We start from the raw sequence: 14,005 nt of genomic DNA on the forward strand, positions 1-14,005 counted from the left end.
CCCGTCAGGGAGAGGGTGTGGTTTCCGGCTGCGCGGTACTCACCTCGCCGTTGCGCATCGTCTGTGTCACCTGCCGTTTCTCTGTGTTCAGCACCTTCAGTTCCGCATTCACCGTGGGCTTTAACGGCGTATCCGCTTTTACGTTGCCGCTGGCGGTTAGCTGAATATTACCATCGCCGGAAATCGGCAGCGCAGGCCAGCCCCACTGCTGCAATACGTTCACCGGCACGCCGCGCCCATTGAGGCTCACTTTCACCTGGCGATCAGCCAGCTGCGACACCACAGCGGTGGCTTCCAGTAAACCCTGGCCGGTAAAGGCGCTCAGCTCGCTGATGTTGACCGCATTGGTGTTTGCAGCCAGCGCCAGCGACGGACGACGCACATCGACGCGGTTAAAGGTCGCCGCCGCGCCGTTCAGTTTGGCGCTGCCGCCCCAGACGCCCCATTTACCGTCCCGCGCCAGCAGCAGGTTATTTCCGTAGCCATCCAGCGCGGTGATCTGCCACGGGAAGGCCGGATCGATGTCGATCACCAGGTTGCGGCTGGCGCTGAATTTTTTCAGTACCACGGCATTCAGCCAGCCGGGGAGAGGATCCATCCACAGCTGTTTCCAGTTGGCGGGCAGGGTGTATTCCAGACCGGCGATGGCGGCATCATCCAGCACCAGCGCTTTGCCGTCGCGCAACCAGTTGCCGGAGGTGCGCAGCAGGCCGCCTTCCCAGCGTGAGGTGAACTGGCGCAGCGCCACGCCCTGGGGAGAAAACTCGGTATTCACAATAGGATCAAACAGGTGCAGCGAGCCGTAGATAAATTCGCTGGCGTTCATCGACAGCCTGCCGTCGTCGCTCTGCCAGTCGCCCTCGCTCAGCGTCAGGTTGCGCACGCTCAGATCCAGATCGGTTACCGCCCAGTCCGGCCCCTGCAGGCGCGCATCTGTCACTTCCAGCCTGCCAATCTGCAACGATGGCAGCGTGGTGAGCGGCATAAAGAAATCGCTCAGGGATTTGTCGCTTTGCAGGCGGATGTCATTGAGACGCAGGCTGTCGATAATCCAGCCGCCGTTGGCGGTGCGGCGGGCGGTACCGGTGAGCGAGCCGCGCGCCATATCCGCGCCAATGGTGCTCAGCGTCACCTCATTGTTGTCGATACTGCCCTGAATGAGGACATTACTGATGGGGACGCCATTCAGCGTCATGGAGCCTGCGCTCACCTGGATTTGCGCCTGGCTGCCGAGCACGTTGCCCGCTTTCGGCTGCCAGGGGCTGACGCCGCCGGTGACGCGCTGGGCGCTGAGATCCCAGCCGGTCGCCGGGCTGTTGAACGCCATATTGTTCAGTTGCAGGCGGTCGGCCTGGAAGGGCAGCGGCGCGGTATCCGGAGATAAATTCAGCGTCCCGTCTGACAGCAAAATAGTATCGGCATGCAGCGGATCGGTGAACTGACGGCTACTCAGCCCAATATCCACCGCTTTCGCATCCAGGGTAGCGGGCTGGCCCTTGCGGCCAAACGTAACGCTCTTTAACAGCACATGGGAAGGCGAAGAAAAGCGGTGATCCACCGCCTCAACGGTGAGCTGGTAGTCACTGTTATCCGTAACCCAGTGGCCCACCTGCGCTGCGCCCCAGCGCGTCTGGATCAGAAAATAGGCCGCAAGAATCAGCACCAGCAGCGCGATCAGCAGATAAATCAGCAGCTTTCCAATGAGTTTCATCGTCTTCCCTTCCTCTATGCAGACAGGGAATTTATGCACGATTTATGCGCAATGCTCAAGGAGGGAATGGTGAAAGCGTGTAACGGCGACAGCAGGAAAGCCCCGCTGCCGCCGTGAAAATCAGTTTTTCTCAGGCGGGAAAACGAGGTTCAGCACGATAGCGGTGATACCGCCCGCGGCGATCCCCGAGGAGAGCAGATTCTTCAGCCAGTCCGGCGCAAATTGCAGGATCAGCGGCTGCTGGGAAACGCCCAGACCGACCGCCAGCGACAGGGCGATAATCATGATCGCGCGGCGGTTCAGCGGCTCGCGGGACACGATACGCACCCCGGAAGCGGCAATGGTACCGAACATCACCAGGGTCGCGCCGCCCAGCACCGGCTCAGGAATGTGCTGCACGAAGCCGCTCACCGCCGGGAACAGGCCGAGCAGGATCAGCATCAGCGCCACTACGAAACCGACATAACGGCTGGCCACGCCGGTCAGCTGGATCACGCCATTGTTCTGACCAAAGCAGGAGTTCGGGAAGGTGTTAAACACCGCCGACACAAAGGAGTTCAGGCCGTTCGCCAGCACGCCGCCTTTCAGGCGCTTCATGTACAGCGGCCCGGAAACCGGTTGTTCGGAAACGTCAGAGGTGGCGGTAATATCGCCGATGGTTTCCAGCGAGGTGATCATAAATACCAGCATCAGCGGCAGCAGCAGGCTCCAGTCGATACCTAAACCGTAATAGAGCGGGGTGGGGATCATGATCAGATCGCTGCTGGTCGGCGCAGTATTCTCCGGCAGCATACCCAGCGCCCAGGCGAGGATATAACCCACCGCCATAGCGATCACCAGCGAGGCCACGCGCAGATAAGGGTTGCGCTGACGGTTAAGCAGGATGATCACCGCCAGTACCGCACCCGCCAGCAGCAGGTTTTTCGGCGCGCCGAAGGTGTGATCGGCCATGGCGCCATAGCCGCCGCCGATAGAGGTCAGGCCGACCTGGATCAGCGACAGACCGATAATCATCACCACCACGCCGGATACCAGCGGCGTAATAATGCGGCGCGCCGGGTGCAGCACGCGGGAAAGGACCATTTCGGTACAGCTTGCCAGCATCAGGGTGCCAAACAGCGCCGCCATCATGGTCGGCACATCCGCGCCGCCGGTTTTCAGCGCCGTGCCGCCCATGATCAGCGGGGCCACAAAGTTAAAGCTGGTGCCCTGAATGGATAACAGCCCGGAGCCAACCGGCCCCCACGCTTTGATCTGAATAATGGACGCCACACCAGAGGCGAACAGCGACATGCTGATGATGTGCTGCGTGTCCTGAGCCGGTAAGCCAAGCGCCTGACAAATCAGCATCGCCGGGGTGATGACCGCGACAAACATTGCCAGCAGATGCTGACAGGCGGCAAAAAGCGTTTGTGCCAGCGGCGGGCGATCTTCCAGGCGGTAGATCAGCTCACTATTATGCTGCGGCGCAACCGGTTGCGCATTTTCAGACTCGACGGTGTTAACGGACATCTCTGGCGATCCCATGATGGAAAAGCGGGGATTTTATCGGACTGAATGGTAAAAGCAAACGTTTGCCAGCAAAAAATCTCATAATTAAAAGGGATAAAAAGCGGCCGGGATATAGCGTTATGCGTATGTCAGAGTGAATGGCTGAAAATTTGCGTCAGGCGTTGGAATAGCGTTCGGTTTCCGGCATCCAGCGCTCGATCAGCGCAAGCGCCTGTTCCGGATAACGCTCATGAATATGACGGGCGAGGCGCTGTACATCAGGGATCATCGCCTGGTCGCGCAGCAGATCGGCCACTTTGAATTCAGCATTGCCGGTCTGTCGGGTACCGAGCAGTTCGCCGGGGCCGCGAATTTCGAGATCTTTTTGCGCAATCACAAAGCCATCATTGCTGTCGCGCAGCACCTGCAGGCGTTTTTGCGCGGTTTTTGACAGCGGGGATTTGTAAAGCAGTACGCAGTGGGACGCCACCGCGCCACGACCGACGCGGCCCCGGAGCTGGTGGAGTTGCGCAAGGCCCAGGCGTTCCGGGTTTTCGATGATCATCAGGCTGGCGTTGGGCACGTCCACACCTACCTCGATGACGGTGGTGGCGATCAGCAGATGCAGCTCGCCCAGCTTAAACGCCTGCATCACCGCCTGTTTTTCGGCGGGCTTCATGCGGCCATGAACCAGACCGACGTTAAGCTCCGGCAGCGCCAGCTTCAGTTCTTCCCAGGTGGCCTCGGCTGCCTGGGCTTCCAGCAAATCGGATTCTTCGATCAGCGTGCACACCCAGTAAGCCTGGCGGCCTTCGCTCATGCACGCCTGGCGTACGCGATCGATAATATCGTTGCGGCGCGTGTCGGGAATGGCCACCGTGGTGACGGGCGTACGTCCCGGCGGCATTTCGTCGATGACAGAGGTATCGAGATCCGCATAGGCGGTCATCGCCAGCGTACGCGGGATAGGGGTGGCGGTCATGATTAGCTGATGAGGATGAAAACCCTGCTGCTGGCCCTTTTCCCACAGCGCCAGCCGCTGGTGCACGCCAAAGCGATGCTGTTCGTCGATGATCACCAGCGCCAGGCCGTTAAACTGCACCTGCTCCTGGAAGATGGCATGGGTGCCGACAATCATCTGCACCTGACCGCTGGCGATGGCATCCTGCTGCGCCACTCGCGCTTTGCCTTTCTGCTTACCCGCCAGCCAGCCGACTTCAATGCCGAGAGGGGCAAACCAGGCGCGGAAATTGTTAGCGTGCTGCTCGGCAAGCAGTTCGGTCGGGGCCATCATCGCCACCTGTTTGCCATTGGCAATGGCGCGCAGGGCGGCAAGGGCCGCCACCAGCGTTTTACCGGAGCCGACGTCGCCCTGCACCAGACGCATCATCGGAATATCAAGCGCCATGTCATGTTCGATTTCAGCCACCACCCGCGCCTGTGCGCCGGTCGGCTTAAACGGCAGTGACGCCAGCAGCTGATTTTTCAGCTCATCCTGTGCGGTAAGGGGCTGGGCGTGAAAACGCTGCGCACCGGCGCGTAAGGCCAGCATGCTGAGATTGTGCGCCAGCAGCTCTTCGAGGATCAGACGGCGCTGGGCGGGATGCTGACCGCTTTCCAGATCGGCAAGTTGTAAGGTCGGCGGCGGGCGATGCAGCGTGCGCAGCGCTTCCGGCAGGCTCATCATGCCCTGGGCTAATTCAGCGGGCAGCAGTTCGGCAATGGCGCAGGTGTCCAGCAGTTCGAGCGCCTGGTCCGTCAGCTTGCGCAGCGTCGCCTGTTTGATGCCTTCGGTCGTCGGATAAACGGGTGTCAGGGTATCCGCCAGCGCCGGGCTACTGAGGTCGCCCTGTACGCGGTATTCCGGATGAATCATCTCCGCGCCGTATTTGCCGCGCTTTGCTTCGCCGTAAGCCAGCACGCGTTTTCCTGTCGCCAGACTGTTTTTCATCGCCGCGCTGAAGTTAAAGAAGCGCAGGGTCAGAATGCCGCTGCCGTCGCTGATCTGACAGGTCATCATGCGACGGCCGCCAAAGGTGACGTTACAGTTCAGCACTTCGCCTTCTACCGTGGCATAAACGCCCGGCAGCAAATCGGCGATGGTGTAAAGCTGGGTACGATCTTCGTAGCGTAAAGGCAGATGCAGGAGCAGATCCTGCACGTTGACGAGGCCGATTTTGGCGAGCTTGCTGCTCTGCGCCGCGCCCACGCCGGTCAGCGAGCTTAGCGGAATGGCGTCAAGCAGGCGGCCTTTCATGGTTATTTCGCTGACTGCATGGTGGCCCACCACGCGTCATCGGCTTCGATTTCGCCCTGCGTGTTGACGTGGGGATAAGGCAGACCTTTGCGTTTCGCCACGCGGGCCAGTACCGGATAGCCGCCTTCAAACAGCAAACGCTGCTGTTCTTCTTCCGGCAGCATGCTGTTTTCCCGCTTATACAGACCGGCGTTCTGCCGCTGGCGCTGGGCTTCATACAGAATGAGGGCGGAGGCAACGGAGACGTTAAGCGACTGCACCATGCCGATCATGGGAATGATGATGTCCTGATCCGCCAGATCCAGCGCTTCCTGCGTGATGCCAGTTTTCTCCTGACCCATCAGAATACAGGTCGGACGGGTGTAATCGATCTCGCGAAAATCGACGGCTTTATCAGACAGATGTGTCGCCAGAACCTGCATGCCCTGGCCTTTGAGATGTGAAACGGCGTCGCTGATGGTGCTATGGGTTTTAACCTGCACCCAGCTGTTACTGCCCGCTGCGGAAGAGGCCATGGTGCGGATACGGCTACCCGGCCAGACGGCGTGCACTTCATGCACGCCAACGGCGTCTGCAGTACGGATAATAGCAGAGACGTTATGGGGCTTGTGGACCTGCTCCATGCAGACCGTCAGATCAGGCTGACGCCTGGCGAGCATTTCGCAGATTCGCGCATAACGCTGTGCATTCATTAGGCTAGTTTCGGTTACGGGTGACTTTAATCACGTCCGGCAATACGCGGATTTTACGCATGATGTTTGCCAGATGAACACGATCCTGCGCGGTCAGGCGGATAAAGGCGCTGTACACGCGGCCATCTTTTTCTTCGGTATTCAGACTCTGAATATTGGAAGAGGCCGTGTTGATTGCCGCGGTCAGGTTTGCGAGTGCACCCTGGTGGTTAAACATGTCCACCTTGATTTCGGTGATAAATTCCTGCGCCGTGTCTTTGTCCCACTCCACCGCCATGAACTTCTCTGGCTCTTTCTGATAGCCACGGATGTTACGGCAGGATTCATGGTGGATCACCAGCCCTTTACCAGGGCTGACGTGGGCGATAATCGGGTCGCCCGGCAGAGGACGACAGCATTTCGCGAAGGTGATGAGCACCCCGTCAGCGCCTTTGATCGGCAGATGTCCATGGCCCTGACCCGCCTGCACCGGAGCCGCCGTTTCACCCTGTTGCAGGTTTTTCGCGACCACGACGCTCATGGCATTGCCAAGACCGATTTCCGCCAGCAGATCGTCAAGGGACGCCAGCTTCATGCGCTCCAGCTCATGCTGAATATTTTCCGGCGGGATTTCCGCCAGCTTGCGGCTGCCGCCAAGGGCATGGTTAAGCAGACGGCGACCCAGGCTTACAGAGTCATCGCGCTTGAGGTTTTTCAGCATCTGGCGAATTTTGGCGCGGGCTTTGGAGCTGACGACAAAGTTGAGCCATGCGGCATTCGGGCGGGCGCCAGGTGCGGTGATGATTTCAACCGTCTGGCCGCTGGCGAGAGGCTGCGACAGCGGATACGGCTGTCTGTCCACGCGCGCGCCCACGCAGGCGTGGCCGATGTCGGTATGCACGGCATAGGCGAAATCGACCGGGGTGGCACCGGCAGGCAATTCGACAATGCGCCCTTCCGGTGTGAAAACATAAATCTCATCCGGGAAGAGATCAGATTTAACGCTCTCGATAAATTCAAACGAACTACCGGCGCTCTGCTGCAGTTCCAGCAGGCTCTGCATCCAGCGCTGCGCGCGGATTTGCGCCGTGGTGCTGCTCTCTCCGTGCTCTTTATAAGCCCAGTGCGCGGCAACCCCCATTTCCGCCATCATGTCCATGTCTTCGGTGCGGATCTGCACCTCAACCGGGACACCGTGCGGGCCAATCATCGAGGTGTGCAAAGACTGATAGCCGTTCGCTTTTGGAATGGCGATGTAATCTTTCATACGCCCCGGACGCGGCTTATACAGGCTGTGCATCTGACCGAGCACGCGGTAGCAGGTATCCAGATCGTGGACGATGACGCGGAAGGCGTAAATATCCATGATCGAGTGGAAACGCTGCTCTTTCATGACCATTTTGCAGTAAATGGAGTAGAGATGCTTTTCGCGTCCGCTTACGCGACAGGGAATGCCCGCTTCCTGCAAACGGCCTTCGATTTCAGAGAGGATTTTCTGGATCATCTCTTTACGGTTACCGCGCGCAGATTTCACCACCTCTTTGATCACCCGATAACGGTTCGGGTGCAACGCCTCAAAGCCCAGCTCTTCAAGCTCGGTTTTGATGTGATGGATACCTAAACGGTGCGCCAGCGGGCTGTAGATTTCGAGAGTTTCACGGGCGATGCGGCGACGTTTATCCGGGCGCAGTGAGCCCAGCGTGCGCATATTGTGGGTGCGGTCAGCCAGTTTGATGAGAATGACGCGGATATCCTGCACCATCGCCATAATCATCTTGCGGAAGTTTTCGGCCTGCGCCTCTTTCTTGTCGCGGAACTTAAGCTTATCAAGCTTGGACACCCCTTCCACCAGCTCGGCAACGCTTTTGCCAAACAGCTGTTCCATGTCCTGGTAGGTGGCGGGGGTATCTTCAATCACATCATGCAGCAGCGCGGCCATCAGTGTTTCATAGTCGAGTTTCATCTCGGCCAGAATACAGGCTACCGCAACCGGGTGCGTGATGTAGGGTTCACCGCTTGAACGTGTCTGGCCCTCGTGAGCGTCACGTGCAACGAGATACGCCTGCTGGAGACGCTTTATCTGCTCTTCCGGCAGATAGGTTTGAATCAGCTGATTCAGGCTTTCAAACAGATACAAGGGTGACCTGCAGTGTTATTAACGACGACCTTCAGCAATCGCGGTGACGGCCTGTAATTCAGCGGCTTCCTGCTCTTGCTGCTCCTGGCGCTCACGTACGTCGAGGATCTGGTTGTTGATCAGACCTTCTTCGATTTCGCGCAACGCGATAACGGTAGTTTTATCGTTCTCTTCCGCAACCAGCGGATCTTTACCACCAACCTGCATCTGACGAGCGCGACGCGCGGCGACCAGTACCAGGTCAAAACGGTTACCAATTTTCTCTACAGCGTCCTGAACAGTTACGCGTGCCATACTTAAAGTGCTCCACAGGTGAAGAAATGACTGGGCATGATACTGAAAGTACGTTCAGTCTGCCAATAGTTTGCTGATTAAAGCGTCATGTCGCTGTTTTTGGCGACCCATACGCAGACGTTCAGCACGAATAATGGTCTTCATATCGCTGATGGCGGTATCAAAATCATCATTCACAATCAGATAATCATATTCGGCGTAATGGCTCATTTCTGCAACCGCCTGCGCCATGCGTTTGGTGATCACCTCTTCGCTGTCCTGACCGCGACCGCGCAGGCGACGATCCAGCTCGTCTTTCGACGGCGGCAGAATAAAGATGCTGCGCGCCTGCGGCATTTTCTGGCGGATCTGCTGCGCGCCCTGCCAGTCGATGTCGAGGAAAACGTCCACGCCCGTCGCCAGAACTTGTTCAATGGCGTCGCGCGAGGTGCCGTAATAATTACCAAACACTTCCGCATGCTCAAGAAACGCATCTCTGCCAATCATGTTCTTAAATTCATCATGATCCACAAAGAAATAGTGTTCACCGTTCACCTCACCCGGACGCGGCGCGCGCGTGGTGTGTGAAACAGAAACCTGGGTGTCGTACAACGGTTGGGTCTTTAACAAAGCCTGAATGAGGCTTGATTTACCCGCACCACTGGGCGCGGAAACAATATAGAGCGTGCCTTGAGCCATGAGTATCTTTTGTATGTGATGAACGAACGGGAATGTCTACATACGTGCCTATTATACACGTCGCCGCTACGTGACGTAGCCTTTGTCACACTTTTGCACGAGATTATTGCGTTTTGCGAGGCGTTTTCCTGAATTGTCTGCCGTTTGCAGCAACAGCGCAAAATTCCCGGAAGCCGCCTCGCAAGGCGGCTTTTTGCTGCTCGTCTTGCGCCAGGCAGCGCGCTATACCGGAGCGAACACAGCAAGGGAGGCAGAACATGGTTAAGCGTGTGGGATGGATACTGTTCATCTTGTTCTTAAGCGGCGGCAGCCGGGCGGCATGCCCGGTATGGCCGCCTGCACGGGCAGAGCAGGAGATCGCGCGGCTTCAGCAGCAAATCATACAGTGGAACGACGCCTACTGGCGGCAGGGTAAAAGCGACGTCAGCGACGAAGTTTACGATAGGCTCAGCGCCCGGCTGGCGCACTGGCAGCGCTGCTTTGCGCCGCCCCTGCCGCTTGATGAACCAGCACCGCCGGGCACAGGCACCATCCTGCATCCTGTCGCCCATACGGGCGTAAAGAAACTTGCGGATAAAGCCGCCCTTACGCAATGGATGGCAAACAAGCGCGACCTGTGGATCCAGCCGAAAGTGGACGGCGTGGCCGTTACGCTGGTTTATCGTCAGGGTGAGCTGGCGCAGGCCATCAGCCGCGGCGATGGCCTGAAAGGAGAAGACTGGACGGATAAAGTGCGACAGGTCCCCTCGCTGCCCAAAAAGATAAGCGGCCCGCTGGCAAACAGTGTCCTGCAGGGCGAGATTTTTCTTCTGCGTGATAACCATATTCAGCAGGAAATGGGCGGCATGAATGCGCGGGCAAAAGTGGCAGGGGCGCTGATGCGGCAGGGGCCTTCCCCGTTAACCCACGAACTGGGGCTGTTTGTCTGGGCATGGCCGGACGGCCCACAGGATATGGCGCAACGTCTGCAGCAGCTTAACGAGGCGGGCTTTAAGTGGGTTTTGCAGTTCAGCCAGCCGGTAAAAGACGTGGGTGACGTGGAAACTCTTCGCGCCCGTTGGTTTGCCGCGCCGCTGCCCTTTGTCACTGACGGCGTGATCGTCAGAGCGGCGCGTGAACCGGCAGGCCAGCAGTGGTTGCCGGGGCAGGGCGACTGGGTGGTGGCATGGAAATATCCGCCAGCTGTACAGGTGGCGGAAGTGAAAAATATCCGCTTTAACGTCGGGCGCAGCGGGAAAATCGCGGTGGTGGCAGAGCTTGAGCCGGTACAGCTGGATGATAAACGCGTGGGGCGGGTCAATATCGGCTCGGTCCGACGCTGGCAGGAGCTGGACATCGCCCCCGGCGATCAGCTGCAAATCAGCCTTGCCGGCCAGGGGATCCCACGGATTGACGGCGTGGCATGGCGCAACGCTTCGCGGGACAAGCCCGCGCCGCCCTCATCCCGTTTTAATTCGCTGACCTGTTTTTATGCGGCGCCAGAGTGTGAAGCGCAATTTCTGGCCCGTCTGGAGTGGCTAAGCTCGCCGCAGGCGCTGGATTTAACCGGGCTGGGGGAGGCGGCCTGGCGCACGCTGCACCAGGCCTGGCGGTTCGAGCATATCTTTTCCTGGCTGAGGTTAACGCCTCAGCAGTTGCAGCATACGCCGGGGATCTCACCGGCCAGAGGGCAAAAACTGTGGCATCAGTTTGAGCTGGCCCGTAAGCGCCCGTTTATTCGCTGGGTTATCGCCCTGGATACGCCGCTGTCTCAGGGCGCGCTGAAGGCGGCGGGAGATCATCGCTGGCAACAACTGCTGGAACGAACTGAACAGCAATGGCAGCAATTGCCTGGTATCGGACGGGAAAAAGCCGGGCAACTGGTGGCCTTTACGCACCATGCCGCGCTGGAAAAGCTGACGGCATGGCTGGGCGAACAGGGGGTAAGCGGCTTTTAATACGGCGGATTAATGTACGTTATGCGTGTAGTGAAAGATGGGTAAACCCAGCTTCAGGCGCAGCGCCAGCAGGCGGGCGGTAAAACCAAACAGCAGGGTGGCGATGACCACCACATCGTGGCTGGAGACATAATGTTGCAGAGCGATATAGAGCACCGCAGAGGCGAAAGCAACGCCAGCGTACAGCTCTTTCTGAAACACCAGCGGAATACGTTTGCAGAACATATCCCGCAGTACGCCGCCGAAGACGCCGGTCACGACTGCGGCAATAGTAGCGATGATCGGCCCTTCGCCCATATCGAGCGCAATCTGCGCGCCGATGATGGAAAACACCACCAGGCCCAGCGCGTCCAGCACCAGAAACAGGCGGCGAAGATGCGGCATAACAGGCGCGGCAATAGTTGTCAGCACCGCAGCGGTGGCGACGATAATGACGTATTCCGGGTTTTTTACCCAGCCAAGCGGGTAGTGCCCCAGCAGAATATCGCGCACGGAACCGCCGCCAAGGGCAGTCGCGGTGGCGATAATAATGACGCCAAAAGTATCCATACGGCGACGCCCGGCCGCCAGCGCACCGGTCATGGCTTCAGCGGTGATCCCGATAATATAAAGAATGTGTAACAGCATGCACGCCCCCGTTAGTGAAGGCGCAGGGTAGCGATTAGTGGTAGGGATCTCGATTGAGATTTTTTCAGGGTCAGGCTAATTGATTACTATAACTTATGCATTTTTTGACCAGCACTGCCTTCAGAAGCAGAAAAGCCAACAAAAATGCATTAGAAATTGTATGGCATATCTCGGGCTTAACGGAAAATTTCTTTAAACATTGGCACCAGTACGCGGTTGCCTGTTTCGCTCAGATGATTGTCATCAAAATAGAGAGGCTGCAGGTTTTTACTGCCCATACAGCGGCCATCTGTACATAACCAGCGGGAAGGATCGATAACCTTAACGCCACACTGATTGACTGCTCTGTCCTGCGCCTGCCAGATAAATTCTGTTTTCTTACGATACTCCGCCTCCTGGATGGAGACATCCTGCGGCTGTTTACCCATCATCAGAGCATGGGAAAGGTAGCGGGGTACATTGACATTCATTTCAGGGACAGGACGAACCAGGTAAACTTTATGATGTTGATTCAGCGCGCAGGCCATCAAGATCATCGACTCGGCATAAGTATGCAAATACTGGATCCCAACAATGTTCTTATCATCAAAATGTACCAGATGGCTTTCGGCATAATGACCCAGCCTGTTGACGATAACCACCGGTGTTGTGGACGGGATATCCGCAAGCCGTGCGGCAAGGGATTTGTTGAATTTGTAACAGCCTTCGTTTTTATCGACGTGGGCATCAGAAAGGTTAGGGCATCCGGACCATGTCATACCCATCACCGAACCATGCCCCTGTGCGGCGGCGGCAAGCGCTGTGGCTGTGGCCTCGGCATGACTGTCACCCACGATAACGGCAGCCAGCGGCCCAGTACCGTAATAACTGAGCGACGTTTTAGGATCGGCTGCGCGGTTTTTATTTTCGGCTTCGTTGGCAATCTGATTAACCAACGGATTGGGAGAATTCACCAGCGTTTGATACTTAACGAGATTGCCAAAAATATAACAGCCTGACACCGTTGCCAGCACCACCAGCCAGAATGCCGGAGCAGATAAGCGGGACAGGGACTTGTTCGCCGGTTGCTCAATTAATACCCATGACAACCAGCCCAGCAGAAATGAGAGTGCTATGCCGCTGGTGATCCATAACGCATCGTGCTGGCGATCGGCGTAGACAATAAAAACGGCGATCGGCCAGTGCCACAAATACACCGAATATGAGCTAAGACCAATCCACCGACAATGGCGATCGATACTTTCTGCCAGCGGTTGGTAATTGCTTGCGATGACCAGCATAGTGCCCAGGACGGGAAAAAGCGTCAGGTATCCGGGCCAGGCGCCATCCGGCGTAATCAGCACCACTGAGGCGGCTATTATCAGATAACCGGCCAGCGCGCAGAGGCGTGCCCGGGCGCGGGAGAAGGTATAACGCTGTGAAATAAACCACACCAGACCGCCGCAGAGCATCTCCCATGCGCGAAACGGCATCAGATAAAACAGAGAAGAAAGATTCCCTGCGCTGGCATAAATCACACAGCCGATAAAAGAGCATATGGCGAGCAGCATCAATGAGAACATCATGCTGATGCGTTTTCTGACCAGATGTAACGCCATTAATAACAGCGGCAGTGCCAGATAAAACTGCCATTCTACCGAGAGAGACCATGTATGGAGGAGCCAGTTTTCATGTGAACTGGTAGCAAAATATCCTCCTGCATCTTTATTTAATTTTATGTTAGAAATAAAGAGGATAGCGTAGCTAATGTAGTTACCGAGTCGCCGGAATTCGAGCGCTGGTAGCCAGAACCACATCAATAATGGCAACAGAAGACACAACGCCAGAAGCGCCGGAATAATCCTTTTACAACGCGCGGTATAAAATCGCAGCAAACTGAATGTCTGCGCTTCCAGCCCTCCGGCGATGATTTTTGTCATCAGAAAACCAGAGATAACAAAAAACACATCTACTGCGGCAAAGCCACCGGGTAATAACTGTGCGGCAAAGTGGTAAAAAACAACGGATACAATGGCGATCCCGCGTAGCAGATTAATGTCCTGACGGAACTGACTATCGACTGAGTAGCGTTCAGTGCTCTCAATTGATAAAGAAAGATTTGCCATGCCATAACCTGTGAAATGTCTGTGCGGAACCAGAAAGGCGGCGAGTATACCAAGCTTCATAAGAAGTTTCTTAGCGTTACCCGCCGTAATGGTAATA

Annotated in this window: 10 protein-coding genes; 1 reads left to right on the forward strand and 9 read right to left on the reverse strand. The window is 57.0% G+C overall.

Features of this window, described 5'->3' with window-relative positions:
- Nucleotides 1-4: 4 nt before the first annotated feature.
- The 7 genes from ACQUTD_RS10220 to gmk all read right to left on the reverse strand — a co-directional run bounded on the left by ACQUTD_RS10220 (nt 5) and on the right by gmk (nt 9,239).
- Nucleotides 5-1,711 (reverse strand): AsmA family protein, encoded by a 1,707-nt coding sequence (locus tag ACQUTD_RS10220; protein WP_072570991.1) that lies wholly within the window; start codon nt 1,709-1,711, stop codon nt 5-7.
- 120 nt (nt 1,712-1,831) lie between these two features.
- On the reverse strand, nt 1,832-3,223 hold the full coding sequence (locus ACQUTD_RS10225) for a solute carrier family 23 protein (RefSeq protein WP_473275362.1): 1,392 nt from the start codon (nt 3,221-3,223) through the stop codon (nt 1,832-1,834).
- Nucleotides 3,224-3,377: 154 nt separating this feature from the next.
- The gene (gene recG, locus ACQUTD_RS10230; RefSeq protein WP_473275360.1) at nt 3,378-5,459 is read right to left on the reverse strand and encodes an ATP-dependent DNA helicase RecG; all 2,082 of its coding nucleotides are present in this window, start codon (nt 5,457-5,459) and stop codon (nt 3,378-3,380) included.
- Nucleotides 5,460-5,461: 2 nt separating this feature from the next.
- Complete coding sequence (gene trmH / locus ACQUTD_RS10235) at nt 5,462-6,151, reverse strand: tRNA (guanosine(18)-2'-O)-methyltransferase TrmH (protein WP_318375102.1); 690 nt, start codon at nt 6,149-6,151, stop codon at nt 5,462-5,464.
- A gap of 4 nt (nt 6,152-6,155) precedes the next feature.
- Complete coding sequence (gene spoT, locus ACQUTD_RS10240) at nt 6,156-8,267, reverse strand: bifunctional GTP diphosphokinase/guanosine-3',5'-bis pyrophosphate 3'-pyrophosphohydrolase (RefSeq protein ID WP_072570998.1); 2,112 nt, start codon at nt 8,265-8,267, stop codon at nt 6,156-6,158.
- 18 nt (nt 8,268-8,285) lie between these two features.
- Nucleotides 8,286-8,561 carry a DNA-directed RNA polymerase subunit omega gene (rpoZ, locus tag ACQUTD_RS10245; protein ID WP_031523238.1) on the reverse strand — a complete coding sequence of 92 codons (276 nt, stop codon included), beginning with the start codon at nt 8,559-8,561 and terminating at the stop codon, nt 8,286-8,288.
- A gap of 54 nt (nt 8,562-8,615) precedes the next feature.
- The gene (gene gmk / locus ACQUTD_RS10250; protein ID WP_473275356.1) at nt 8,616-9,239 is read right to left on the reverse strand and encodes a guanylate kinase; all 624 of its coding nucleotides are present in this window, start codon (nt 9,237-9,239) and stop codon (nt 8,616-8,618) included.
- Nucleotides 9,240-9,496: 257 nt separating this feature from the next.
- Here gmk and ligB point away from each other — a divergent pair, with 257 nt between their 5' ends.
- Nucleotides 9,497-11,176, forward strand: a complete 1,680-nt coding sequence (ligB, locus tag ACQUTD_RS10255) for an NAD-dependent DNA ligase LigB (protein ID WP_473275354.1) — start codon at nt 9,497-9,499, stop codon at nt 11,174-11,176.
- A gap of 9 nt (nt 11,177-11,185) precedes the next feature.
- Here the strand turns inward: ligB and ACQUTD_RS10260 are convergent, their stop codons facing one another.
- Together ACQUTD_RS10260 and ACQUTD_RS10265 are read right to left on the reverse strand one after the other, a co-directional pair.
- A complete protein-coding gene (locus ACQUTD_RS10260; protein ID WP_473275352.1) occupies nt 11,186-11,803 on the reverse strand; it encodes a TRIC cation channel family protein in 618 nt (205 codons plus the stop codon).
- A gap of 176 nt (nt 11,804-11,979) precedes the next feature.
- On the reverse strand, nt 11,980-13,968 hold the full coding sequence (locus tag ACQUTD_RS10265) for an SGNH hydrolase domain-containing protein (RefSeq protein WP_473275349.1): 1,989 nt from the start codon (nt 13,966-13,968) through the stop codon (nt 11,980-11,982).
- Between the last annotated feature and the right edge of the window lie 37 nt (nt 13,969-14,005).

The sequence above is a fragment of the Enterobacter sp. K510 genome, assembly GCF_055804875.1.

What these genes read in the sequence shown, in the direction of transcription:
- gmk (WP_473275356.1), bottom strand. Translation starts at nt 9,239, where the DNA reads ATGGCTCAAGGCACGCTCTATATTGTTTCCGCGCCCAGTGGTGCGGGT.
- ACQUTD_RS10265 (WP_473275349.1), bottom strand. Translation starts at nt 13,968, where the DNA reads ATGAAGCTTGGTATACTCGCCGCCTTTCTGGTTCCGCACAGACATTTC.
- ligB (WP_473275354.1), top strand. Translation starts at nt 9,497, where the DNA reads ATGGTTAAGCGTGTGGGATGGATACTGTTCATCTTGTTCTTAAGCGGC.
- rpoZ (WP_031523238.1), bottom strand. Translation starts at nt 8,561, where the DNA reads ATGGCACGCGTAACTGTTCAGGACGCTGTAGAGAAAATTGGTAACCGT.
- ACQUTD_RS10225 (WP_473275362.1), bottom strand. Translation starts at nt 3,223, where the DNA reads ATGTCCGTTAACACCGTCGAGTCTGAAAATGCGCAACCGGTTGCGCCG.
- ACQUTD_RS10220 (WP_072570991.1), bottom strand. Translation starts at nt 1,711, where the DNA reads ATGAAACTCATTGGAAAGCTGCTGATTTATCTGCTGATCGCGCTGCTG.
- trmH (WP_318375102.1), bottom strand. Translation starts at nt 6,151, where the DNA reads ATGAATGCACAGCGTTATGCGCGAATCTGCGAAATGCTCGCCAGGCGT.
- ACQUTD_RS10260 (WP_473275352.1), bottom strand. Translation starts at nt 11,803, where the DNA reads ATGCTGTTACACATTCTTTATATTATCGGGATCACCGCTGAAGCCATG.
- recG (WP_473275360.1), bottom strand. Translation starts at nt 5,459, where the DNA reads ATGAAAGGCCGCCTGCTTGACGCCATTCCGCTAAGCTCGCTGACCGGC.